The organism is Sorangium sp. So ce281 (assembly GCF_051527395.1).
In the GTDB taxonomy this organism is placed as follows: Bacteria; Myxococcota_A; Polyangia; order Polyangiales; family Polyangiaceae; genus Sorangium; species Sorangium cellulosum_B.
In genome coordinates this window covers 9154904-9178575 of the sequence record NZ_CP150322.1, presented here as the reverse complement: position 1 = coordinate 9178575, position 23672 = coordinate 9154904, and the positions used below count along the sequence as shown (strand labels likewise).

The 23672-nt window shown below is 72.5% G+C and carries 18 protein-coding genes; 9 read left to right on the top strand and 9 right to left on the bottom strand.

Translation table 11 applies throughout. The features are described 5' to 3' along the window. Window positions 1-142: 142 nt before the first annotated feature. From WMF27_RS34810 to WMF27_RS34790, 5 genes are all read left to right on the top strand, one after another. The gene (locus tag WMF27_RS34810; RefSeq protein WP_437764564.1) at window positions 143-1942 is read left to right on the top strand and encodes an ABC transporter ATP-binding protein; all 1800 of its coding nucleotides are present in this window, start codon (window positions 143-145) and stop codon (window positions 1940-1942) included. A gap of 112 nt (window positions 1943-2054) precedes the next feature. Continuing rightward, window positions 2055-2687, top strand: a complete 633-nt coding sequence (locus WMF27_RS34805) for an RNA polymerase sigma factor (protein ID WP_437764565.1) — start codon at window positions 2055-2057, stop codon at window positions 2685-2687. Then, the gene (locus WMF27_RS34800) at window positions 2678-3979 is read left to right on the top strand and encodes a FecR domain-containing protein (RefSeq protein WP_437764566.1); all 1302 of its coding nucleotides are present in this window, start codon (window positions 2678-2680) and stop codon (window positions 3977-3979) included. The genes WMF27_RS34805 and WMF27_RS34800 overlap by 10 nt, the downstream gene beginning before the upstream one ends. Before the next feature lie 98 nt (window positions 3980-4077). After that, the gene (locus WMF27_RS34795) at window positions 4078-5130 is read left to right on the top strand and encodes a hypothetical protein (RefSeq protein ID WP_437764567.1); all 1053 of its coding nucleotides are present in this window, start codon (window positions 4078-4080) and stop codon (window positions 5128-5130) included. Between the two features lie 75 nt (window positions 5131-5205). Then, window positions 5206-6861, top strand: coding sequence for a hypothetical protein (locus WMF27_RS34790; RefSeq protein ID WP_437764568.1), 1656 nt, complete (start codon window positions 5206-5208; stop codon window positions 6859-6861). Between the two features lie 30 nt (window positions 6862-6891). Here the strand turns inward: WMF27_RS34790 and WMF27_RS34785 are convergent, their stop codons facing one another. After that, the gene (locus WMF27_RS34785) at window positions 6892-7884 is read right to left on the bottom strand and encodes an amidohydrolase family protein (RefSeq protein WP_437764569.1); all 993 of its coding nucleotides are present in this window, start codon (window positions 7882-7884) and stop codon (window positions 6892-6894) included. Window positions 7885-8131: 247 nt separating this feature from the next. On the opposite strand from WMF27_RS34785, the gene WMF27_RS34780 reads away from it, so the two are divergent. After that, window positions 8132-9031, top strand: coding sequence for a hypothetical protein (locus WMF27_RS34780; protein ID WP_437764570.1), 900 nt, complete (start codon window positions 8132-8134; stop codon window positions 9029-9031). A 108-nt stretch (window positions 9032-9139) separates the two neighbouring features. Here the strand turns inward: WMF27_RS34780 and WMF27_RS34775 are convergent, their stop codons facing one another. The 4 genes from WMF27_RS34775 to WMF27_RS34760 all read right to left on the bottom strand — a co-directional run bounded on the left by WMF27_RS34775 (window position 9140) and on the right by WMF27_RS34760 (window position 15028). After that, complete coding sequence (locus WMF27_RS34775) at window positions 9140-9790, bottom strand: LolA family protein (protein WP_437764571.1); 651 nt, start codon at window positions 9788-9790, stop codon at window positions 9140-9142. Between the two features lie 47 nt (window positions 9791-9837). Then, window positions 9838-12339 (bottom strand): cytochrome c peroxidase, encoded by a 2502-nt coding sequence (locus tag WMF27_RS34770; RefSeq protein WP_437764572.1) that lies wholly within the window; start codon window positions 12337-12339, stop codon window positions 9838-9840. Between the two features lie 402 nt (window positions 12340-12741). Next, complete coding sequence (locus WMF27_RS34765; protein ID WP_437764573.1) at window positions 12742-14202, bottom strand: C45 family autoproteolytic acyltransferase/hydolase; 1461 nt, start codon at window positions 14200-14202, stop codon at window positions 12742-12744. 1 nt (window position 14203) lies between these two features. After that, on the bottom strand, window positions 14204-15028 hold the full coding sequence (locus WMF27_RS34760; protein WP_437764574.1) for a glycosyltransferase family 2 protein: 825 nt from the start codon (window positions 15026-15028) through the stop codon (window positions 14204-14206). Window positions 15029-15040: 12 nt separating this feature from the next. Between WMF27_RS34760 and WMF27_RS34755 the strand changes: the two genes are divergently transcribed. Together WMF27_RS34755 and WMF27_RS34750 are read left to right on the top strand one after the other, a co-directional pair. Beyond that, on the top strand, window positions 15041-16390 hold the full coding sequence (locus tag WMF27_RS34755) for an MFS transporter (RefSeq protein ID WP_437764575.1): 1350 nt from the start codon (window positions 15041-15043) through the stop codon (window positions 16388-16390). Window positions 16391-16414: 24 nt separating this feature from the next. Beyond that, the gene (locus WMF27_RS34750; protein ID WP_437943269.1) at window positions 16415-17386 is read left to right on the top strand and encodes a phosphotransferase enzyme family protein; all 972 of its coding nucleotides are present in this window, start codon (window positions 16415-16417) and stop codon (window positions 17384-17386) included. A 62-nt stretch (window positions 17387-17448) separates the two neighbouring features. Here the strand turns inward: WMF27_RS34750 and WMF27_RS34745 are convergent, their stop codons facing one another. From WMF27_RS34745 to WMF27_RS34735, 3 genes are all read right to left on the bottom strand, one after another. After that, the gene (locus WMF27_RS34745) at window positions 17449-19143 is read right to left on the bottom strand and encodes an adenylate/guanylate cyclase domain-containing protein (protein WP_437764577.1); all 1695 of its coding nucleotides are present in this window, start codon (window positions 19141-19143) and stop codon (window positions 17449-17451) included. A 236-nt stretch (window positions 19144-19379) separates the two neighbouring features. Continuing rightward, the gene (locus tag WMF27_RS34740; protein ID WP_437764578.1) at window positions 19380-20645 is read right to left on the bottom strand and encodes an AAA family ATPase; all 1266 of its coding nucleotides are present in this window, start codon (window positions 20643-20645) and stop codon (window positions 19380-19382) included. Further along, window positions 20638-20916, bottom strand: coding sequence for a hypothetical protein (locus WMF27_RS34735; RefSeq protein ID WP_437764579.1), 279 nt, complete (start codon window positions 20914-20916; stop codon window positions 20638-20640). The genes WMF27_RS34740 and WMF27_RS34735 overlap by 8 nt, the downstream gene beginning before the upstream one ends. Window positions 20917-21116: 200 nt before the next feature. Between WMF27_RS34735 and WMF27_RS34730 the strand changes: the two genes are divergently transcribed. Further along, window positions 21117-22280 (top strand): integrase core domain-containing protein, encoded by a 1164-nt coding sequence (locus tag WMF27_RS34730; protein WP_437764580.1) that lies wholly within the window; start codon window positions 21117-21119, stop codon window positions 22278-22280. Window positions 22281-22728: 448 nt separating this feature from the next. On the opposite strand, the gene WMF27_RS34725 is transcribed toward WMF27_RS34730, so the two are convergent. Beyond that, window positions 22729-23541, bottom strand: coding sequence for a hypothetical protein (locus WMF27_RS34725; protein ID WP_437943268.1), 813 nt, complete (start codon window positions 23539-23541; stop codon window positions 22729-22731). Between the last annotated feature and the right edge of the window lie 131 nt (window positions 23542-23672).

Below are 23672 nucleotides of genomic sequence, written 5' to 3'. Positions count from 1 at the left end.
CCCTGCTCGTATCCGGCCGCGCCTCCAGCGCTTCTCCTGCGCTGCGATGGGGCGCGAACGAGCATTGGCCGTGAAGCGATCCCTGATTCGTGACCTGCGCCGGAGTCTGAATTACCTATCTCCCCACCGTGGTCGACTTTCCGTGTGCCTCGCGCTCACGCTCGTCTCGGGCGGCCTGCCCGCGCTCGAGCCGCTCGCGCACCGCGCGATCTTCGACCAGATCTCGGCGAGCGCTGGTGTCTTCGGCCCCGGGAGCGGGCCGGCCGCGCCCGGGGAGCAGGGCGCCCGGTCCCTCGCCTGCCTGACGCTCGCCCTGTGCGCGCTCGTCGTCCTCCGGCAGATCGCGGAGGGCCTGGGGGCGCTCTCGGTGTGGCGGGTGCGGCTCCGCATCAACCGCGACCTGCTCGACGAGACCACCGCGCGGCTGCACGCGCTGCCCCTCTCGTACCATCAGGAGAGGGGCGTCGGAGAGACGATGACGCGGGTCGATCGCGGCATCACGTCGCTCATGGACTGCCTTGCTTCGGTCGCGTTCCAGCTCTTCCCCGCGCTCGTCTACCTCGTGGTCTCGCTCGGGATCATGCTCCGGCTGAGCCCGCTGCTCGCGCTGGTCGCTGTCGGGTTCATCGTGCCTCCGCTCCTCTTCGGCAGGGCGACCACCGCGCGCCTCGTGGAGCGCGAGCGCGAGGTGCTCGACCGCTGGTGCGGGATCTACAACCGCTTTCAGCAGGTGCTCTCGGGCATCAAGACGGTCAAGGCGTTCGCGCGCGAGGCGGACGAGCACGCCCGGTTCATCCGTTCCGTCGAGGAGGCGCAGGGCGAGGTGCTCCGGAGCATCGGGCTCCAGACGCGGCTCTCCGCGGGCCGGAGCGTCTGCGTCAACATCGGCCGTGTGGCGCTGCTCGGCGTCGGGGGCCTGCTCGTCCTCCGCGGGGAGCTCGGCGTGGGCACGCTTGTCGCGTTCCTCGGCTATGTCGGCGGCCTCTATGGCCCCGCGCAGACGCTCCTCGGCGTCTACGAGACGGCGCGCCGCGCCGAGGTCGGCCTGGCGGCGATCTTCGGCGTGCTCGACGCCGAGGTCGCGGTCGCCGATCCGGAGCGCGCCGTGAGCCCGGAGCACATCCGCGGCGACCTCGAGCTCGACCAGGTGAGCTTCCGCTACCCGCACGCCGCCGGGCGGGCGGTCATCGACGGGATCTCGCTCTCGATCCGCGCCGGCGAGTTCGTGGCGGTCGTGGGCCCGAGCGGCGCCGGGAAGAGCACGCTCGCCGATCTGCTCCTGCGGCTGCACGATCCGACCTCCGGGGCGATCCGCATCGACGGGCTCGACCTCCGGGCGCTGTCGCAGCGCGCGCTCCGGCGGAAGCTCGGCATCGTCACGCAGGAGCCGTTCCTCTTCGAGGACACCATCGAGGCGAACCTCCGGTATGGCTCGCCCGACGCGACGAGCGAGGCGCTCCGCGCCGCGGCGCGCGCCGCCTGCGCCGAGGAGTTCATCGAGCGGCTCCCCCTCGGGTACCAGACCCTCGTCGGCCGCGGCGGCGTGGCGCTCTCCGGCGGCGAGCGGCAGCGCCTCGCGATCGCGCGCACGCTGCTCAAGGACCCGTCGGTCGTGATCCTCGACGAGCCCACGAGCAGCCTCGATATCGAGAGCGAGACCGCGGTGCAGCGGGCCATCGAGGGGCTCTCGCGGGGCCGCACCACGCTGCTCATCGCGCACCGGCTCTCCACCACCCTGCGCGCCGACCGCGTCGTCGTCATCGAGGGCGGGCGCGTCGTCGAGCAGGGCCCGCCCGCGGCGCTCCTCCGCCGCGGCGGGGCGTACCGCCGGATGATGGATCTCTGGCGGGCGCACGAGCCGTCCGGCGCGAGGGGCCTCGGCCACCGAGCGGGTGTGCTGGAGCCGGCGCTGCTCGAGGCCGCGGCGGTGCCCGGCGCGTGAGCGGCTCCCGAGGCGCCGGGTCAAAGCATGATCCAGGAGCGGGGGCGCAGGGCGGCGCCGCACGCCCGCCCTGAGCCGTCGCGGCGGGGGCCGGCCATCTAGAGGCTACCCGATGTCCGCGCACCTCCGCGTCGTTCCAAAGCCCCGTCCACCGGACGGCCCTGCCGGCGCGCAGCTCACCTCGGCCGACATCCTGCGCGGCCTGCACGCTCGGAACCCCGCGGCGGAGCGCCGCCTGCTCGACACCTACGCGGGCCTCGTCGAGCGGATGCTGCTTCGCATCCTCGGCGACGTCCGGAGCCTGGAGGATCTGGTCCAGGACGTGTTCGCCCGGGTGTTCTCCCGCATCGACGACGTGCGCGAGCCCGAGGCGCTGAAGCCCTTTCTCACCAGCGTCACCGTGTTCGTCGCGCGCGAGGCGCTCCGCAAGAGGCGCAGGCACCGCTGGCTCGCGTTCTTCGCGAGCGACGAGCTGCCGGAGGTCGCGGCCAGCGCCGATCCGGAGGCCCGGCAGGGCGTGCGCGCCTTCTACCGCGCCCTGGAGACGCTCGACGCCGACGATCGGCTGGCGTTCACGCTGCGTATCGTCGAGGGCCAGGAGCTCACGGAGGTGGCCGCGGCGTGCAAGGTGTCGCTCGCCACCGTCAAGCGCCGGATCCAGCGCGCGGAGCTCGCGTTCGTCGAGCGCTGCAAGAAGGATGAAGTTCTGTCTTCCTGGCTCGCGGAGGGCGACCGATGGACCTGAGGACCAAAGACGTCGCGGCCGTGGGGCGCCGGGTCGCCGCGCACCAGGACGCCGCGCTCGAGCGGCTGGTGCGGCCGTCGACCACGGATCGACTCGAGGCGATCTACCGCAAGGAGGCCGCGCTCTCGCTGAGCGCCAGGGCGGCTCCCCGCTCGCGGCGGCTCGGCGTCGCGCTCGCTGCGGCGTGCGTCGCCGCTTCGGTCCTCTGGTTCGTGCTGCTCCGGCCGGGCGACCCGTTGACCTACCGGGTCGCGGGGGCGCCGGGCGCCGTCGGCCGGTGGGTGGCGGCGGACGCGTCGCAGGTCGGGCTCGACTTCTCGGACGGGTCGCGCGTGGACCTCGCGCCCGGGACGCGCGCCCGCGTGACCGAGGTCGGCCCCCGGGGCGCGAGCGTCCTCCTCGAGCGCGGCTCGCTGCGCGTGCGTGTCGCGCATCGCGACGACACCCGGTGGGTGGTGGCCGGGGGCCCTTTCGAGGTCCACGTGATCGGCACCGAGTTCGACATCACGTGGAACACGGACGCCGAGGAGCTCACGGTCTCGATGATCACCGGCCGCGTGCGCGTCCTGGGCCCATGCGTCGACCCCTCGGGGCGCGCCCTCGCCGCCCCCGAAGCGGCGCGGCTTTCGTGCGCGGCTCCGCGACCCGCCGCGCCGCGGGCGTCGTCGCCGGCGCCTGCTCCGGAGGCCGTCCCCTCCGCGCAGCCTCCCGCGCTCCTCCCGAGCGCGAGCGCCGCCGCATCCGCGCCCGCGCCCGCCCCCGCGCCACCCTCCCCTGGCGCGCCGCAGCCCCGCGCGGGCGAGCCCCTGGCCGGCGCCCCCGCCGAGCGCTGGCGCGCGCACCTCGCCGCCGGCAAGCTCGGCGAGGCGCTCGCGGACGTGGAGCTCCTGGGCATCGACACGGTGCTCGGGCGCGCCGGCGGGGCGGAGCTCGTCGATCTCGGCTCCGCGGCGCGGCTCTCGCGCAAGCCGGACGTCGCGGCCAGGTTCTACGAGGCGGCGCGCCTGCGGTTTGCCGGGAGCGACGCCGCGGCCGCAGCGGCGTACCACCTCGGTCGCATGGCGTTCGACGGGCGCGGCGCCTGGGCGGAGGCCGAGCGCTGGTTCGCCGTGTACCTCGCCGAGAGGCCGCGCGGCGCGCTCGCGCCGGAGGCGCTCGGCCGCTCGATAGAGTGCGCGAGGAACCTCCAGCTCCGCGCGCGCGCCCGCGAGCTCGCCGCGCGTTACCTCGCGGCGTACCCGAACGGCGCCCACGCCGGGCTCGCGGCGACGCTCGCCCATGGGGCCGATTGAGGGGTCCGCCCGGCAGCCTGCACGCTGGATCGAGCCTCCTCCCGCGGAGGTCGCGGCCGCCCCGCCGGCGCCGCCCGCGCTCGCCGGGAGCGCGCGCCGTGGCGAGCTCGATCGGCTGCGCGCTCGTCGCTTTGCTAGCGTTTGCGGCGCTCGCGGCGCCGTGCTCCGCCGGTGAGGCGCCGCCGATCACGGTCGTCGCCGGCGCGCGCGGGGCGCTGGCGTACCGGCTCTCGCAGGAGCTCGAAGCGGCGGGCCTGCAGGTACACGTCCAGGCGGGCCCCGCGGCGGCTGGTTCGGGCGGGCTGCTCATCGTCATCCCCGAAGGCGAGGAGGGAGCCATCGAGATCTGGTCGGACTCGAGCGGGCGCGCGGACCTGGTCGCGAGCGTGGCGCCCGACGGCCCGCTCGACACCCGGGTGCTCCGCGCGGCGGAGCTGGTGCGGGCGCTCCGGTCGACGGCGTCGACGGCCGGGGCCCCCGCCGGAGCCGTCGGACCCGAGCCGGCGGCCGTCGCGCCGGCCCCGGTCCAGCCCTCTCCCGCCGCGCCTCCTGCCGCGCCGCCCGGTGAGGCGTGGCCGCGCCCGCCGCTCCGGGCCTGGGCGCCGCCCTCGCCGCCGTTCGCGGTGCCCGCGGCGCCCAGGGCCCCGCTCGTCGAGGTCGGCGTCGCGATCGCCGCGGGATGGCAGGCGCCTGGCGCCTCGCTGGCGCTCGAGGCCTCGCTCCGGATCTGGCCCTCGGCCCGGATCGGCGCCGGGCTCCTGGCGGATCTGCCGGTCATCGGTCCGGAGATCGAGGCGTCCGAAGGCAAGGTGCGCTTTCGCCGCTCGCTCTTCGGCGCCGAGCTCGCCCTCGCGCCCATCGAGAGGAGCCGCCGGTTCGGACTCGTCCTCTCCCCCGGCGTGGGTCTCGGTTACGTGAGCGCGTCCGGCGATGCGAGACCGCCCTATATCGACAGCGACGAGTCCACCTTCACCGCCTTGGTGTACGGGCGAGGCGAGGCGCGTTTCCGGCTCGTCGACTCCGTGGTTCTCACGGCGGGCGCGCTCGGCGGCGCGGCGATCCCGCCTGTCGACATCCGGTTCGCAGGACGGGTGATCTCGACGTTCAGCCCGATCGCGTCGTTCTCGCTCGGTGTCGTCGTCCAGCGGTGAGCCGCCGCCACGACAGGCGGCCATTCCTAGGAGCAAGCCACGCGCACTTCCTCACTCGAAATCGGAGAGACCTCCTTGAAGCAGCTCCTCGTCCCTGGATGCACCGCGCTCATGACGCTTGTCGCCGCATGCGACAGGATCCCGCTCGATCCCATACGCGATGAGGGCGCCGGCGGTAGCGCGACGGGAGAGGGCGGGGCCGGGGGCAGCGGCGGGGCCGGGGGCAGCGGCGGCGCAGGCGCAGGCGGCGCAGGCGGCGCAGGCGGCGCAGGCGGCAGCGGCGGCGCAGGCGCAGGCGGCGCAGGCGGCAGCGGCGGCGCAGGCGGCAGCGGCGGCGCAGGCGGCAGCGGCGCCGCCGTCGGCAGCGGCGGCGCAGGTGCCGGCGGCGCCGTCGGCAATGGCGATCCTCTGTGGAGCCGGCACTTCGCCTCGAACCCACGCCAACCCAACGTGTGGGTGGGCAGCCGCATCGCCGTGGACGAGCCCGGCAACCTCGTCGTCGCGACGGCGGTCGCCGATGGCGTCGACTTCGGCGACGGTCCGCTCTCGACCGGGGGCGCCCTGGCCTTCGCCCTCGCGAGATTCGACGACGAAGGAGAGAACCTCTGGCACAAGGAATTCCCCGGTTCCGCCTACCCGCGTGACGTCGCGGTCAACCAGGCGGGCCTCATTGCCACGACGGGGGTGGTTTACGGCACCGGCGTCGACTTCGGCGGTGGTTTGCTCGTGGGGCAGGAGTCGGGCGGCGACGCCTTCGTGGCCGTCTTCACGGGAGACGGAGAACACGTCTGGTCGGCTCGGATCGGCGCCGATGGTGATCAAGGGGCGGACAGCCTCGCCATGGATGCAGCCGGGAACGTCGTCGTGGCAGGGACGTTCATGGGTCAGATCAGCCTCTGCGGCGCCTCGCTGACCAGCGTCGGTGACATGGACTCGTTCATCGCGAAGTTCGACCCTGCGGGGAATTGCCTCTGGAGCAAGCAACTCGGCTACACGGAGATCCACGACGTCGCGCTCGGCGGGTCGGGCAGCGTCGTCCTCGCCGGCAGCTTCGGCGCTTATTTCGCAGATGCGATCGACCTCGGCGGCGGCCCGCTGATCACCGCGGGCAGCGAGGATATCTTCGTGGCGAAGCTCGACGCCGCCGGTGAGCACGTCTGGAGCAAGCGGTTCGGCGACGAGGCGCTCCAGAGGGCGTACGGCGTCGCGGTCGACGGCGCTGGAAACGTCGTCATCAGCGGGACGTTCCTCGGGAGCGTGGATTTCGGCGCAGGCCCGCTGGTGAGCGCGGGAGGGTACGGCCCTCTCGAGCCCGGCTCTGTCACGTGGGGGGGCAACGCCTTCGTGACCAAGCTGAACCCGGCAGGCGAGCTGCTCTGGGCCAGGCGCCTCGGGCAGCATGGGCCGCAGACGGCGCTGGACGTCGCGGCGACCGCGGGCGGCGAACTCGCGATCACCGGCCTGATGTACGGCGACGTCGACTTCGGCACGGGCCTGATGGACTGCACCTACGGCGACGCCTTCGTCGCGAAGCTCGATGCGGCCGGCACGGTCCGCTGGGTGAAGCACACCGGCGGCAGGGAGCAACAGTACGGCTATTCCACGGCCATGGACGGGGCCGGCGACGTGTACGCCGCCGGGCCGTTCTTCGGCACCATCGACTTTGGCACGGGGCCGCTGGCGACCCCGACGCCTACCCGGGCGATCTTCCTCGCGAAGTTCGGCCCCTGAGGCCGCGGGCGGCGATCCGCGAGGTGGCCCTCAGCGCAGGCAGGCGCCGAGCCATCGCGCGGCGTTCTGTCCGAGGGTGGGGCCCAGGAGCTCGGGGGGCAGATGAAGGCCCTGATAGGTGCCGATGGTGCGGGCGGGCTGATCGGCGGTTTGACGAAAGAAGCGAAACTTGTCCTCTCTCAAGAGACCCATGTTCGACTCCACCTGCAGGTCCCACAGCTCCATGGACATCGGGTCGAGCCCGCTGGTCACAAGGTCGGTCCCGAACAGGAAGCGCTCGGGCCAGCGAGAGAACAGCCTGAGGAGCTGGGCGCGCTCCCGCTCGAGGCTCGCGAACCCCTCTGTCGCCGGGCCGGCGGAGCCATGGCTCGTATCGACGAGCAGGCGCGGAAACGCCGCCATCAGGGACTCCATGCGCGCGAGGTCGGTGCGGCTGCCGCAGAGGTGCGCGCACACGAGCTGCAGGTCGGGGAAGGCGCGCAGGACCGCCTCGAGCTCGCTCCTGTAACGGACGGTGTTGGCATGAAGCAGAACCGGAAGCGCCTGATCCGCGAGCGCCTGCCACATCGCCTGGTGCGAGGGGTCGTCGAGGGGACGCTCGTGGAAGAGGTTGTGCCCCTGGTAAAGCTTCACGCCGCAGGCGCCTCGGCGGCGCAGCTCGGCGAGGTAGGCGATGTCATCGTCACCGAGCTCCAGGGTGACGAAGGGAATGAGCTTCCCACGGTGAGCCGCTGCGGCGTCGAGGACGAGCTCGTTGCCTGCGCGGTAGCCGGAGAGGCCAGCGCCGCCGCGTCCGCTGGTCAGGTCCGGGCTCGCCAGGATGACGGCGCGATCGACGTGATGCTTGGCCATGTGCGCGAGCAATGGTGCCACCGCGCTGGCCTCCGTCAGGTGCACATGGATGTCGATGACCTCCTGACGGGCCGGCGGAGGCGGCGACGAACGGCACCCCAGGACGGCGGCGAGCGCGGCGCCCCACGCGATGCTCCGGAAGCGAGCTCCGCGATCGGCGCGCGAGTTCATCGAAGGAGGGCGATGAGGGCGGCGGCGACCACGAGAGTGATGAGCGACGATTGGATTCATCGCCGACAAGGATACGCCGTGGCGGGGATGGCGCCATGAGAAAGGAGGGAGTCAGGAGATATGAAAAAATGATGTGAGCGGATGATCCGCTTCTGAGTCTGCTTTGTGCGAACGCTCGATGTTCGCGCCTCGAGGGCGAAGTTTCGCCCTCGAGGTCGTTGTTCATTTGTGCCCAGTGGAGTTGTCTATGTCGCTCATTCGTAGCTCGGTTCGTCTCATGGGGTTCGCGGCGCTCTGCGCGTCTTTGTTCGGAACGACATCTTGCTCGCGCTGGCTGGACGAGGGCTCAGGCGCCGACGGAGGCGGCGGTGATGCCAGCGGCAGCGGCGGTACCGGCGTCAGCGGGAGCGCCACCAGCGGTAGCGGCGGTACCGGCATCAGCGGCAGCGGCGGCAGCGGCGGCAGCGGCGGCAGCAGCAGCGGTAGCGGCGGCAGCGGCGGCAGCAGCAGCAGCGGCAGCGGCGGCAGCGGCGGCAGCAGCAGCGGCAGCGGCGGCAGCGGCGGCATCAGCGGCAGCGGCGGCAGCGGCGGCAGCGGCGGCAGCGGCGGCAGCGGCATGGGTGGGGCGGGTGGAGGCGGGGCCACGACCGGGGGCGGCGGAGCGCCTGTCTGCGCGGACGACGCCTACGAGGCGAACGACGCGTCCATCTCTGCGGCTCCGCTCGCCTATGACCATACCGACGACAGCTTTGGTCCCAGCGCGTGGTTCTCGAAGATCGACTTCGTCCTCTGCCAGGGCAACGAGGACTGGTACCTGCTCGACACCACCTCTCTCGGGATCGAGGAGGTCAACTGGAGCCTTCGCGTCCTGGCCTCCGGGGCAGGGCTGTGCGGCTCGGGTTGTGAGCAGTACACTCCGCCCCCCGGTCCAGAGAACACGTTGATCGTGGAGGTCTACAGCGCTGCCACGATGGAGCTCCTCGGGGCTGAGGAGAGCGATCATGGACGCGTATGGCTCGACGGAGGGGGCGCGGATTCGGCGAACGATCTGCTGCTCCGCGTCTATGGCCCGCCCGAGGCGAACTACCCGTACGACATGAGCTTCGTCGCCAAGTCCTATGAAGGGGAGGACGAGTGCGAGTGCTGATCTTCGCCTAGCGCCGCGACGCCCGCGCTCCTCCTGCTTCCGTGTCCCAAAGGGCCGGGCGGCCCGGCGCTGCCCCGCGCGCCGCCGGGAACGAGCGCGGCGCCCCGCTCAGCCCTGCTTCGGCGCCTTCATCCGCGCCGGATCCACGCTCACGTCCCGCGCCACCTTGCCGAACGCGATGACGCTCCGGTCGCCGTTCCGCTCCTCGATGACCACGCGCCGCACCGACCACAGCTCCGGCCCCGAGGTCATCTCGAGGCTGCGCACGTGCTTCGCGACCTCCTCGGCCCGCGGCCGCGCCGCCAGCGTGATCCCGTCCGCGCGGCTCGGGATCGACAGGTCGTAGCGCGCCCGCAGCTTCCCGAGGTCGCCGCCGAGCAGCACCAGCAGGTCCGACAGCACCGCCCCGAAGCGCCCCGCCGCGCCCCGCCCCGCGCCCGACGCGCCCTTCGGCGTCGCGAAGCCGAACCCCTCGGGCGTGATCCAGTAGGTGATCGCGTCCGGCGGCTTCAGCTCCCACCGGAGCCGGTCGGGCAGCACCAGCGTCATCTCGCCGTCGCTCTTCACCGCCGTCGCCAGCAGGCCGATGCTCCGCTCCTGCGTGAACGGCGCGACCAGCGTCTTCACCGACGCGCGCGCCCGCGTGATCTCGGCGAGCGCGTCGCCCACCTCGTCCGCGCGCGCGCGGCGCGCGTGGCTGCCGAGCGACAGCGCCCCGCCGCACGCCGCGAGCCCCTTCAGGAAAAATCGTCGCTGCATCCTCGCCTCGTCCTCTGACATGGTCATGTCAGACGAGCGGGCCGCGCTCAATCCGCAATGGGCTTCGGCGTGTTGGGCCCGCTCTCCGGCAGGTCCGGCTTCGCGATGTACTCCTTCGGGAGGTCGCCCGTCAGGCACTTGAGCCACACCACGATCTGATCGACCTGGGCATGGGACAGGTCCTTGCCGAGCTGGTGCTTGCCCATGAGCCGCACCGCCTCCTGCAGCGACGAGACGGACCCGTCGTGGAAGTACGGCGCCGTCATGGCCACGTTGCGGAGCGTCGGCACCCGGAAGACCATGAAATCCGCCTGCTTCTTCGTGATCTCGAAGACGCCGCGGTCCATCGTGTCGGGCCACGACCGCACGAGGCCGAGCTTCTGGAACATCGTCGCCCCGATGTGCGGGCCGAAGTGGCACGTCACGCAGCCGACCTCGACGAACGTGTTGAACCCTTCCTTCTCCGCGTTGGTCAGGGCCTCGGGCTCCCCCTCCAGGAACAGGTCCCACCGCCCGCGCGTGATCAGCTTGCGCTCGAACGCGCCGAGCGCCTTCGCCGTGTTGTTGGCGTTGACGGGCCACGGATCGCTCGGGAACGCCCTGCCGAACGCCTTCACGTACTCCGGGATGGAGCGCAGCGTCGCCTCCAGCCGCACCGGCGTCATCGCCATCTCGCTCGGGTTCATCATCGGCCCGTTGGCCTGGGCCTCGACGTTGTCGAAGCGCCCGTCCCACATGAGCGAGAAGAACCCCGCGGAGTTGTACACGCTCGGCGTGTTGCGGCGGCCGCTCTGGTGCGCGTGCCCGATCGACACCTTGGCGCCGTCCGCGCCGTAGCGATCGAGCGGGTGGCACGAGTTGCACGAGAGGTCGTGGTTCTTCGAGATCCGCGTCTCGTAGTAGAGCATCCGGCCGAGGTTGATCTTCTCGTCCGTGAGCGGGTTGCTCGAGGACGTGATGACCGCCGGCAGCGGGTTGAAGCTCCCGAGCCGCTCCGGATCGATCTGCACGGCCGGCTCGGCCGGGGCCGCGGCGGACGCGCCCGGCGCCGCGGTGGGCGCGGCCGGCGCGGCGGCCGCCGGCGCGGGCTGCGTCTCGCCGGTCGCCGGGGCGGACGCGGACGCCGTCGTCTTCTGCACCAGCCAGGCGCCGACGCCGGCGCCCGTCGCCGCGACCAGCACCGCCGCCGCCACGAGCGGGGCCACCCTGCTGCGGGGGCGCATGTGGGCGGTGGGCTGGTCACCCGCCACGATGATCGTCTTGTGGAACGGCACGGAGGTGCCCGAGACCGTCCTCGATGGCGGCGGGCCGTCCGGGAGCCCGCGGATCAGGAGGCCGTGCGGGGTCGCGTGGTGGCCGCTCTGGGTCGCGTGGTGGCCGCTCTGGGTCGCGTGGTGGTGACCGCTCTGGCCCAGGGCCCCGCTGTGCGTGACGTGCTCGGGCCAGCTGCGGGGTGTCCCCACGGGCGTGGGCGGGCGCCGCGTCGACATCTCGCCGGGGTCCGGCCAGCTGCGGGACGTGCTCCCGGGCGTCGGCGTGCGGCTGCGGGGCGTCCCCACGGGCGTGGGCGGGCGCCGCGTCGGGACGTCGGGGTTCGGCGGCCCCTGCGAGGGCGGCGGCATGTCGGCCTGCACCGAGTCGGGGAGGGGCTGCAGCATGCTCTCGTGGATCGAGATGCCGTGCGGCAGGAGCATCCGGCACTCGTCGAGCATCTCCGCCGCGCTCTGGAAGCGCAGGTTCCTGTCGATCTGGAGCGCGCGCTGGACGATCTCGGAGACCTCGTAGGGCACCCAGGGCGCCAGCGTCTGGATGGGCGGCGCCGGGGTCGAGCAGATCGCGACGATGAGCTCGCCGAGCCCCCGCGAGTTCCTGTAGGGGGTGCGCCCGGCGAGCATCTTGAAGAGGACGATGCCGAGCGACCAGACGTCGGTCCGGCCGTCGACGTCCCGCATGTTGCGCGCCTGCTCGGGCGACATGTAGATGGGCGAGCCGATCAGGTTGCTCGTGGCCGTGAGCTCCTTCTGTTGCTCGAAGGTGTCGTCCTGGATCTTGGCGACGCCGAAGTCGAGGAGCTTGACCGCGTACTCGCCCCCGTCGCGCCGCGCCAGGAACAGGTTGGCAGGCTTGATGTCGCGGTGGAGGACGCGCGCGTCGTGCGCCTTGATGAGGCCCATGCACGCCTGGGCCACGATGCAGAGCGCGAGCTCGGGCGGCAGGGGGCCGAGCCGCCGGAGCATCTGGTCGACGTCCTCGCCGTTGAGCAGCTCCATCACGAGGAAGGGCAGGCCGGTCGCGCGGTCCCTGCCGCTGTCGAGCACGCTCGCGATGTGCTCGCTGTCGATCGCGCCGGCCGCCCTGGCCTCGCGCTCGAAGCGGGCCATCACCGCCTCGTCCTGCGCGAGCTTGCTCGTGATCACCTTGACGGCGACGCGGCGGCCGGTGCCCAGGTGCCGTGCCTCGTAGACTGCCCCCATCCCGCCTTCCCCGAGCAGCCCGAGGATGACGTACCGTTGATCGAGGGTGGTGTTGATCAGGTTGATGTCCGTCATGGTCTGGTCGACTCGGTCGCCGCTCCGGTGCCGCGACCTTGGCGCCCCGAATCGCATTGTCGGACGGAAGCAGCCGCTAGGCAATCTTGCGGTAAGGCCATGCCGGACGAGAGGTGTCCTACCGCCGATGTACGGGCGTGGAAGAGAGGGCGCCCCGAAACCACGCCGAAAACTTGCGATCTCGCGCAGGGTGTGTCGCTGCTGCGCTGCGGGGAGGCCCTTCGTAGGCGTGGCGGCGCGGCGCTTTCGTGCTCGCTGTGGGAGGAGGCGCGTCCCGGGCGCGGGGCTGTCGCGCTCGCTCGCCACGCTCGCCACGCTGGCCACCTCGGCGTCACGGCATGGAGACGGCGCCGCCGCGCTTGCGCGAGGGACGGAGCGGTTATTGGGTTGCGTCTGTTTATTTTAAGGATTGTCGTTGCCGCGCTCCCCGCCTTCGTGGGGTGAGCCGGCGCGCTCCCAGGCGGCGTAGTCGCCGCTCGTGAGCAGCGGATCCTCGGGCAGGGCGCCGGGCTCGGCCGTGTCGAGCGCCGGGTCGAACGCGGGGTCGAGCAGCCGGGTGAGGTCGAAGCGGAGGAAGCGGCCGGCGAGGTGGGGGCCTTCGCTGACCCAGAGGACGCGCGCCGTGGCGTCCATGACGACCGCGTGGGTGGCGATGAGCGCGTCGATCGCGCGCCGGTCGCCGAGCGGCAGCGGCGCGCCGCCGCGCCCGCGCCGGTCGCGCAGGACGTCGACCGCCGCCTCGATCGTCGCGCCCTCGGGCAGCGCCGCGAGCCGCTCGTCGAGGCGGTCGCGCCGCGGGCGGGTCGAGGTCTCGGCCTCCACGCGCAGGTTGCGCGGATCGCCCGCGAGCGGCCCCTCGAAGTGGTTGGTGAGCGGGACCTTGCCGCGGCCCCGGCGCGCGTGCAGCGGCGCGCCGGGCGCCCGCTCGGCGATCGCCGCCTCGCCGCCCGCGTCGACCAGCATCACGAGGTGGGAGACCATCGGCGCGCGCGCCTCGAGGATCGCGAGCGCCTCGTCGACGCCCCGCGCGCGGCCGAGCACCTCGCGCATCGTGTGGACGACCGGCTCGCCGGCCGCCCGCGGCTCGCCGGCCCGCCCGCCGTGGACGACGAGCGCGAGGCCCGCGGCGTTCATCCCCGTCACCGCGCCGATCAGGCCGGGCCAGGACACCGAGGCGTACGGGATCTTCCCCTGCTCGTGGACGAGGAACACCGCCTTGCCCTCGTCGAAGACGGGCCCGGCCTCGAAGTCGAAGTTGCGGGCGAGCACCGCGTGCCCGCCCGCCGACGCCGTCCCGGTGAGCGCGAAGCTCGTGCAGCCGATGAGCGGCGAGTGCTCGAACGAGAGCGCGATGTCGTAGAGCGACTGGAGGAAGACGAAGCGGTGGTACGTGGGGAGGACGCCGTCGAACGGGTCGGGCGAGAAGGCGCGGGCCTGCGCGGCGATCTCGCGCCGCACGCCGTCGGTCATGCCCTCGTCGACGCCGCGGAACTCGAGGCGCGACAGGTCCATGATGAGCCACCGGAGCGGGGCGACCGGCACGTAGCGGTGGAACTGCTCGTAGAGGGTCCCCTCGTTCTGGACCATCTCCGGGTAGAAGAGCCGCCCGTGCTGGTGCCCGATCTCCTCCGGCGACCCGGAGAGGCGCGCCTCGAGGATCCGCCCGCGGCGGCGCACGTAGGCCGGGCCGAGCACGCGCAGCCCCCCCGGCCCTGTCTCGGGCTCGCCGGCGGCCGCGCGGATCGGGGGCGGCTCGATCCGCGTCGCGGCGGCGATGCCGAGGTGCGCGAGGATCGGCGCGGCGAGGAGCGCGGCGGCCGCGAGGAGCTTGCGGCGGTGGCGTGCGAGGCGCGGCGGCCGCAAGTCAGGGAGGCGCCGTCGCCGGCTGCCGCGGGTGGGGGTCGAGCTCCGCGGCGAGCGCGCTCGCCGCGGCCGGGCGGACCGGGTCGGGGAACGGCACCGGCGCGGCCGGCACGTGGCGGAGCCCGCGCGTGAGCGCGAGCGTCGCCACCACCCGGCGGATGATCCGCGCCGGATCGCGCACGCTGTCGAAGTGGGTGAGCCGCTCGCCCTCGGGCGGGTAGATGACCCGGATCGGCGCCTCGACCAGGCGGACGCCGGCGGCCACCGCGCGCAGGAGGATCTCCGCCTCGAAGGCGTACCCCTCGTCGCGGGCGCCGAGCGACAGCGTCGTCCGGAGCGGGTAGCGGCGCAGGCCGCACTGGGTGTCCGCGAAGGGGCGGCCGGCGAAGAGGGAGAGGAAGAAGTTCGAGATCCGGTTCGACATCTGGTTCGCGCGCGGCGCGCCTGCGCCCGCGAGATCCCGGATGCCGAGCACCAGCGCCTCGGGGTCGGCGTCGGCCTCGATGAGGCGCCGCGCCTCCTCCGGCGGGTGCTGTCCGTCCGCGTCGATCGTGACCGCGACGTCGAAGCCTGCGGCGACGGCGAACTCCATCCCGGTGCGCAGGGCGGCGCCCTTGCCCTGGTTCTCCAGGTGGCTCAGCACCGTGGCGCCGGCCGCGCGCGCCCGCTCCGCCGTCCTGTCGCTCGACCCGTCGTCCACCACGATGACGGAGCCGGCCAGGCCGTGGACCCGGAGCGCCTCCCGTGTGACGTCCCCCACGTTGCGCTCGGCCTGGTAGGCGGGAATGATGGCGCAGATCCGCATGAGACGGAGCGCGATTACCATGGTGTGCCCTGGATGAACAGCGGCAGGCGCCCGGAGCGCCGTCCTGGCCTGCTCCTGCTCCGTTGCCGTCCTGCGTTCCGCCGCGTCTGGATGAGCGAGATCGTCTCGCTGCTGGGCGACTGGATGAGCTTCGTCGCCGTGAGCCTGCTCGCGCTGGGGGGCGAGGGGGGCGGGGTCGTGGCGCTGGCGCTGGTGATGGTGGGGCATCACCTCCCGAACGCGCTGTTCGCGCCGGTGGCGGGGGTGCTCGCGGACCGGCTGGATCGGCGGTGGCTGCTCATCGCGACGAGCGTGGCGCAGGGGGCGCTCACGGTCGGGATGCTGGGGGCCGCGGTCGCCGGCAGCGTGGTCGGGGTGCAGGTCCTCGTCTTCGTGCGCGCGTCGGTGGGCGCGCTGCGCTTGCCGGCGCAGAGCGCGGTGCTGCGCCATGTGGTCGAGGAGGACGAGCTGCTCGAGGCGAACGCGATCGTGTCGGCGACGTGGAGCGTCATGTTCGCCGTCGGGATGGCGTTCGGGGGCCTGATCGCGGGGCTCGGCCCTGCGGCGGCGCTCGCCCTGGACGCGGCGTCGTTCGGCCTGTCGGCGCTGTTCCTCCGGGGGCTCCCCCCGATGGCGGCGGAGGGGCGGCCTGCGGAGGGCGGCGTGCTGCCGGCGCTCGCGTCGGTGCGCCGCGACATGGTCCTCGCCTGGCGGCACGCGTGGGAGCGGCCGCCGCTGCTCGACGCGGTGCTCGCGAAGACGCCGGTCCACATGGCGAACGGCGGGGCGCTCCTCCTGCTCAACCTGGTCGCGACGCAGCTCCCCTTCGCGGGCACGGGCGCGCTCACGCTGGGGGTGCTCCAGTGCGTGCGCGGCGCGGGCACCGGGGTCGGCCCCCTGGTCGGCGTCGCGCTGGTCCGCCGCGGCCTGCGGGGCGAGCGCGCGGCGGCCGGGGCCGTCTGGGTGACGTTCGGGGCGATCGCGGTGTTCGCGGTGACCCGCCACCCGGCGGCGCTGCTCGCGGTCGTGCTCGTGTGGGGCCTGGGCAGCGGGGCGAACTGGGTGCTGTCGAGCACGGAGATCCAGCGGCTCTCGCCGGATCGTTTCGTCGGCCGGCTCTCGGCCGCCGACAACCTGGTCCTCACGGTGGGCCTGTGCGGGACGTTGCTCGGCGGGGCGTTCCTGGTGGAGCGCGCCGGTGTGCCCGCGGCTTCCGCCTGGCTCGGCCTCGGCGCCGGCGTCGTCACGTGGCTCGGGGCGCAGTGGATGCTGCGCCGGCGGGCTGCGGCGGTCTTGGCGGTCCCGGCGCCGCCTCCCTTGCCCCCCGAGATTGCGGCGGTCCCGGCGCCGCCTCCCTTGCCGCCCGAGACCGAGCGCAGCTAGCCTCCCGCTCCGATGATCCCGGACGTGTGGGCGCCTCTGAGCGGCCTCTCCGTGCGCCGCTGCGAGGACGAGGGCCTCATCAACGGCACCTGGCTGGCCGGCGACCCTCCGCGGTACGTGGTCCAGCGGGTGAGCCCCATCTTCGCCCCGGAGGTCCACGACGACATCGAGGCGGTGACGGCGCACCTGGCGGCTCGCGGCCTCGCGACGCCGCGGCTGCTGCGCGCCGGCGATGGCGCCCTGTGCGCGCGCGACGCGGAGGGGGCGGTGTGGCGGGTGATGGACTTCGTCCCTGGCCGCACGCACCACCGGGTCGGCTCTCCTGGGCTGGCGCGCGCCGCCGGGGAGCTCGCGGCCCGGTTCCACCGGGCGGTGGACGATCTCGAGCACGTGTACCGCCACGTCCGCGCGGGCGCGCACGACACGGTGCTCCACATGGAGCGGCTGGACGGCGCGGCCACGGGGGGCGAGGGGCGGCGGCTGGCGGACGCCATCCTCGACGCGTTTCGCACGTGGCGGGGGCGGCTCGACCTGCCGGTCCGGCACTGCCACGGCGACCTCAAGATCTCGAACCTGCGCTTCTCGGAGGCGGGGGAGGGGATCTGCCTGCTCGACCTCGACACGCTGGCGCTGCAATCGATCGACGTGGAGCTCGGCGACGCGTGGCGTTCGTGGTGCAACCCGGTCGGGGAGGACTCGACCGAGACGCGCTTCGATCTCGAGGTCTTCGCCGCCGCGGTGGCGGGCTACCGCGAGGCGAGGCCGTTCGGGGCGGAGGAGCGGGAGGCGCTCGTCGACGCGGCGGAGCGGATCGCGCTGGAGCTCGCGGCGAGGTTCTGCCGGGATGCGTTCGAGGACCGGTACTTCGGCTGGGACCCGTCGCGCTTCCCGACGCGGGTCGCGCACAACCTGTACCGGGCGGCGGGGCAGCTCTCGCTGGCGCGCTCGGCGCGGCGCCAGCGCGGGGAGCTCGCGCGGCTGCTCGCGGGGGGGTGAGCGCGGCGCGCGCGCCCCTGCCGCGCCGGGCGCCGTGATGCGCTATCGCCCCTCTGCGCTCGTCAGAGATCCGCCACCGCGTAGGTCATCACCGGCTGCACGCGGCCTTTGACCGTGATCTCGCTGATGGGACGTGTGTTGAAGACGTCCTTCACGAGGAGGTGCGTGTCCTCGCTGAGGAGCACGCTCACGCCGAGCTCCTTGGTCGCGCTCTCCAGGCGCGAGGCGAGGTTCACGGCGTCGCCGATGACTGTGTACTCCATCCGCGCTTCACTGCCGATGTTGCCCGCGACGACCTCGCCGGTGTGGATCCCGACACCGGTCTTCAGCGCCGGGATCCCCCGCATGGCGAGTCGCTCGTTGAAGCGCTCGAGCGCGGCGCGCATGCGGATGGCCGCGCGCACGGCGCGCACGGCGTCGTTCGGCCTGGGGACGGGCGCGCCGAACACCGCCATGATCGCGTCGCCGATGTACTTGTCGACGACCCCGCCCTCGTCGAGGATGATGGCCACCATCTCGGTGAAATACTCGTTGAGGAGCCCCACGAGCTCATGGGCGTTCATCCTCTCGCTGATGGTCGTGAAGCTCCGGATATCGCAGAAGAGGATCGAGACGGTGAGCGTCTCGCCGCCGAGCTGCACCTTGCCGGCGAGCAGGTGCTCGAGCACCGATTCGGTCATGTACTTGCCGAAGGTGCTGCGGAGCTTGTCGCGCTCCTTGAGGCCGTCCACCATCGAGTTGAAGCCGGTCGCGAGATCCTCCAGCTCGTCGCCTGTCTTCACCGCCTCCACATGGACGTACCGCTGTTGCTCGAGGTGCTTGAGGGCGACGTTCACGCGGGAGAGCGCGCGCGACATCGTGCTTGCGAGGCGCGCGCCGAGGACCAGCGAGAAGAGCGCCGCGACGGCGAGCACGCCGGCCGCGAACATCAGGTTCTGGCGCACGATGTTCCGCACGTCGCTCACGTCGAGCGCCATGACGATCGAAAAATCGCCGGCCTTGCCCCGGAGCGATCGGGGCGCGAAGCGGGAGAGCGCCCACAGCGAGCTCGCCTCCTCGACGATCGTGGGGTGGGTCTCGTCGCCGATGACGGCGCCCTGGAGCAGCTCGATCGGGAAACGCGCCGTGCCCGTGACCCTCTTGCCCGACGGGTCGACGAGCGCGATCTCCACGCCGAGCCTCGTCGCCGCTTCGTCGAAGTAGGTGTGATCGATGGGGATGCAGGCGAGCAGCGACCCGGCGTCGCTCCTCGCATGCTGGGCGATCATGTACGCAGGCGGCGAGCCTTGCTGTCCATCACACCCATGGACGAGCACGTCCCGCAGGTCGTCCATCTCGCCGAGGCCCGGGAGGCCCTCGGTGAGCCCGGGGACCTCGTCCGTGCTCGTCGGCGGCGCATCGAGCCCCCTCGCCGCGACCAGCTCGCCGAGCTCGTCGAAGGCGACGATGGCGACGTTGGGATGAGCGTCGGTGACGGTCTCGAGCGCCGTCCCCACGGCCGACTCGTGCCGCACCCGGAGCCCCTCGACCAGCTCGCGCGCACGAGACGCCTGGCGTGAGCTCGCCGAGATGGCGCGCTGCTGCTGCCTGAGCTCCAGCCGGAAGTTGCGGATCGCCTGCGGGACGCGCTCGCTGATCTGCGCGAGGAGCTGCCGGTGCATCACCCAGGAGAGCACGGGGAGGGCCGCGAGGGTCGCGAGCGAAGAGAGCGCGACGAGGACGGTGAGCTTGGCGCGCACGGTGCTGAGGCGGAACATGAAGACCTGCATCAAAGCAAAGTCGGCTTCCGGTGGACAGCGCGACGCCCGGGGAGGCGAGCACTGGCACCTGGGGAGAGGGCCTCGGAGGGGATATCCTCGATCCGCCCGGCGAGCTTCTCCCGCCTGGGTCCGCGTCGCCTGGGCGCTTCGGTCGAGCCGATCAGCTCCTTTAGCGCCGCCTTCCCCTTCTGTCGGACCTTGGCGTCGAATTCAGCAGGCCCGTTGGACGCGAATCACGCAGACTCCCTGCCGGCGTGCTGCTGGACGTAGTACCGCCAGCGCACCAGGAAGGGATCCATCTCGGGGAGCGAGCGAAGGAGGGCCTCGTTGACGCGCCGGACCTCGGCCGCATCAGGGCTCGAGTCCCTGAGCAACTGCCGCGCCTGGCGCAGCACGGCCTCTGCCTCCGCGGACGTCGCGGCGTCGAGATCGAACACGTCGGACATCAGCCAGCGGTTGACGTCCCCCCGCTTGTGCCACACGTCCTGCGCGATCTGCACGGCGCCGTCCACGAGATCGAGCTTCCAGAGCGCGTCCGCTTCGGGATCGAACAGCGGTTCCACCGACGCGAGCACCAGCGGGGAGTGCGTGGCGGCGATCACCTGGACGCGCGGCGCATGCGCGCCCCACGCGCCGATCGTCCTGAGCAGCCCCGGGAGCACCGCGCGTTGCCACCGGGGGTGGAGGTGGGTCTCGGGCTCGTCGATGAGCAGGACGACCTGCTCCGAGAGCGGAAGGGCCTGCCGCCGCGCCGCCTCCTCGTGCTCCGAGAACGCCCAGGTAAGAAGGTACGCCAGCTTGAGCATGCGCTGCATTCCGGCCGCCGCGAAGATCACCGGTACCTCGTCGCCGTAAGGCATCTTGATCGTGGGGACGTCGCGCACGTCCTCCAGAAAGGGCCGGGTGGGTTTGCCGGCCTCCATGGGCCGTTCCGGATCCTCGGACAGCGCCTCGAGCATCCGGGAGAGCATCGCGAAGCGAGGGTCATGGGACTGCTGCCAGCGCGTCCAGTCGTCGAGCAATCCTCTGCAGACCACCTGGTTGTCGCCGGTGCGGAGCTCATCGAAGACCTGACCCGGCGTGAAGTGGTAGGCGGGCAGCATCTCGCGCTCGCTGCCGTCCGCGCCGCGGTAGAGGCGGTAGTTCTTCGCCGGATCCCAGACCGAGAACGCGCCGTCCGCGCGCGCGTAGAGGACGAGGCCGGGGTTCGATGGCCGCCCTCGCTTTCGCTTCCAGTCCTGGGCCTTCGCGATCCAGGGGGACACGTCCTCGGTGAGCCCCTTGGCCCCGTCGAAGGCGAACCCGATGGACGCGTCGGGCCGCCTGGGGACAGCCGGGTACTGCGGCCAGGTCCGCGTGAGCGCCCACCAGGCGACATCGAGGAGGAACGACTTGCCGAGGCCGTTGTCGCCGGTGATGAGGTTCAGCCGTCCCGCGAGCGGCCCGAACGTGAGCTTGTCGGCCGGACCGATGCCGTCGAGCTCCAGCTGTCTAAGCATCGTGTTCTCTGGTGAGCAGCGGGCGCGAGCTTCCGCGCGCGCGGAGCGCGCCTGCTTCAGTCGTTGCCATCGTCGTCCAGTTTGCGCGCGTCTCGTGCCACCGCCACCCGCCCGTGCGCTCGTCCTCCGTGCGGATGCGGTTGAGCTCGATCGGCCGCGCCAGGACCTCGTCGCGCACCTGGTCGCCGGTCGCACCCCGGGCGACGTCATCGACGAGGTAGAGGCGCGAGCGCACGCGCACGAAATGGCCCTGCTGCGGGGTGACCGACACGGGCGCATCCTAGGATGCGAGGGCATCCCGGAGGAAGGACATGGGCGGGTGCCTGCTCGGCGAGACCCCCGGGCATGTCGGACATGGGGTACGGACCGGTGGCCTGGGTAACGGTTCAGACCGGGAGCCTGGGTAGCACCCGGACGGACCGGGGGCTTCGGTGACACATGTCGTAGAGGACCGGCGACGGAGGAGCGCCGGTGCCCTGGAAAGAGACATGTTCAGTGGACGAGAGACTTCAGTTCATCGCGCAGGTCAACGAGTCGGACGAGACGTTTGCGGAGCTGTGCCGGCGGTTCGGCATCAGCCGGAAGACGGGGTACAAGTGGGTGGAGCGCTACGAGCAGGCCGGACCTCGCGGCCTGGAAGAGCGGCGGCCCGTGGCGCACACGTTCCCGCATGCGACGCCAGCGGCGCTCGTCAACGCGCTGATCGAGCTGCGGAAGGAGCGCCCCACGTGGGGGCCGAAGAAGCTGCGTGCACGGCTGGAGAGCCTGGGCGTCGAGGGGCTGCCAGCGACGAGCACCATCGGCGAGCTGCTCAAGAAGCACGGATTGATCCGGCCCCGTCGCCGCCGCGTGGTGACGCCGCCGTCAGCGATGCCGTCGACGCTGGCTCCGGCCGAGCAGCCTAATGACACGTGGTGCGCCGATTTCAAGGGCCACTTCGCGCTCGGCGACAAGACGCGCTGCCACCCGCTGACGTTGACGGACCAGGCATCGCGGTACTTGCTCAAGTGCGAGGGCGTGGCGAAGCCGGACGACGCCTCGGTGCGGCCGCACTTCGAGCGCGCGTTCCACGAGTTCGGGCTGCCGAACCGTATCCGCTCGGACAACGGCCCGCCGTTCGCCACGCTGGGTATCGGAGGGCTCTCGGCGCTGTCGGTGAGCTGGATCAAGCTCGGCGTGGTTCCCGAGCGCATCGAGCCCGGCAAACCGCAGCAGAACGGCCGTCACGAGCGCATGCACAAGACGCTGAAGGCGGAGGCGACCTCGCCGCCCGAAGCGACGCTTGCGGCGCAGCAGCGCGTCTTCGACCGCTTCCGGCACGAGTACAACGACCAGCGGCCCCACGAGGCACTCGGGCAGAGAACGCCGGCTTCGCGCTACACGCCCTCGCGACGGACGATGCCAAGCAAGCCCTCCTCGCCGGAGTATCCGGACACGATGGCCGTGCGACGTATCGGCGACACGGGACAGCTGCAGTTCGGGGGCGGGCAGAGCTTCGTTTCCAAGCTGATCGCGCGCGAGCCGGTAGGGCTGCTTCCGCTCGCAGACGATGTCTGGGAGCTGTACTACGGCCCGGTTCTGCTCGCGCAGGTCACCCTGAAGAACAAGGAGCTGCAGCTCGTCAAGGCACGGTGACCTGCGCGCTCGCACGCCAGACCGTGAGGAGAGGCTCGCGTGCACCGAGACCGCGGGGAGCGGTTCGTGTATAGATCCTGGCGATCCGAGAGAGCGAGGCAAGCCTGTCGCGTCGATGAGGATCCGGTCCCTGTTTCCAGCCCTCCCGGAGCAGGGGCCTGTAGCTCAGGAAAGTGTCACCGCGGCTCCCGGTCAGAAGTGTTACCAGGGCTCCGCTCGTACATGGGCGGGTGCCTGCTCGGCGAGACCCCCGGGCATGTCGGACATGGGCGGGTGCCTGCTCGGCGAGACCCCCGGGCATGTCGGACATGGGCGGGTGCCTGCTCGGCGAGACCCCCGGGCATGTCGGACATGGGCGGGTGCCTGCTCGGCGAGACCCCCGGGCATGTCGGACATGGGCGGGTGCCTGCTCGGCGAGGCACCCGGCATGTCGCCGCGAGCGGTCCGGCTAGAGCTCGGGCTCGGCGCTCACCGCCGGCGCGGCCGGCGCCACGTCGCCGGGCGCCGCCGGCGGGCTGGGGGCCGCGGGCGGGGCCTGCTCGGACGCCGCGCGCCCGCGCAGGGCCCGCTCGCGATCGGCGTTGAGCTTGTCGATGTAGGCGAACAGCCGCGCCTCATGGTCGGCCGGCAGCTTGCTGCCCTCTTCCTGGATCTCGTCCCGGAGCGCCTCCCGGAACCTCCCGAGCAGCCCGACCGCGGCGCCGCGGAGCGGGCCGGTGGCCGCGGCGTTCTCGCCCGTCGCGAGGAGCGTGGCGCGCCTGCGCAGCAGGCCGTCGATGTCGTCGCCGGCGGCGACGAACGCCTTCACCCAGTCGTGCAGCGTCCCTCCGCCGGGGGTCGCGGCGGCCTTCAGCTCCGCCTTGAGCCGGGTCAGCTCCGGCCGGTTGTCGAGCGCCGCCGCCGCCTCGTCCGCGTACGGGGCGCGGAGCACGTCGAGCTTTGGGACGAACGCCTGCTGCGCGGTCGCCGCCGCTTCCTTGAGCGCCGCCGGCAAGGCGGGGTGCGCCTCGACGGCCTTGCACAGGAAGAAGACGGCCGCCCCGAGGCCGTCGTGCCGGACGTCGGCCTCGGCCAGCTCCCTGGCGAGCGGCGCCTGCGTGCCCGCGGCGTCGGGGATCGCGTCGATCTCCTTCTGCTTCGCCCGGAGCCGCGGCTCATACAGCTTGCCTGTCGCCGACAGGCGCAGCTCATCGGCCTTGTCAGTCAAGAGATCGCGCAGCGCGAGCTTCAGGTCCCCTATCGTGAGATTGCGCAAGGTCACCTCCGTGAATGGCGTGATCGGCCACCCCCCCACGGCCGCACGGGCGGCCGAGAGGGCGAGCCAAGGAGTGTTGCTGGAGCGTCACAGGATAATGAACTTCTCCGCATCCGGTAGTCCGAATTCGATGGCTC

Bases quoted from the DNA above. Each gene is read 5' to 3' on its own strand.
- WMF27_RS34785 (WP_437764569.1), bottom strand. From the start codon at position 7,884: ATGAACTCGCGCGCCGATCGCGGAGCTCGCTTCCGGAGCATCGCGTGG.
- WMF27_RS34805 (WP_437764565.1), top strand. From the start codon at position 2,055: ATGTCCGCGCACCTCCGCGTCGTTCCAAAGCCCCGTCCACCGGACGGC.
- WMF27_RS34800 (WP_437764566.1), top strand. From the start codon at position 2,678: ATGGACCTGAGGACCAAAGACGTCGCGGCCGTGGGGCGCCGGGTCGCC.
- WMF27_RS34770 (WP_437764572.1), bottom strand. From the start codon at position 12,339: ATGACGGACATCAACCTGATCAACACCACCCTCGATCAACGGTACGTC.
- WMF27_RS34780 (WP_437764570.1), top strand. From the start codon at position 8,132: ATGTCGCTCATTCGTAGCTCGGTTCGTCTCATGGGGTTCGCGGCGCTC.
- WMF27_RS34745 (WP_437764577.1), bottom strand. From the start codon at position 19,143: ATGTTCCGCCTCAGCACCGTGCGCGCCAAGCTCACCGTCCTCGTCGCG.
- WMF27_RS34760 (WP_437764574.1), bottom strand. From the start codon at position 15,028: ATGGTAATCGCGCTCCGTCTCATGCGGATCTGCGCCATCATTCCCGCC.
- WMF27_RS34775 (WP_437764571.1), bottom strand. From the start codon at position 9,790: ATGCAGCGACGATTTTTCCTGAAGGGGCTCGCGGCGTGCGGCGGGGCG.
- WMF27_RS34740 (WP_437764578.1), bottom strand. From the start codon at position 20,645: ATGCTTAGACAGCTGGAGCTCGACGGCATCGGTCCGGCCGACAAGCTC.
- WMF27_RS34755 (WP_437764575.1), top strand. From the start codon at position 15,041: ATGAACAGCGGCAGGCGCCCGGAGCGCCGTCCTGGCCTGCTCCTGCTC.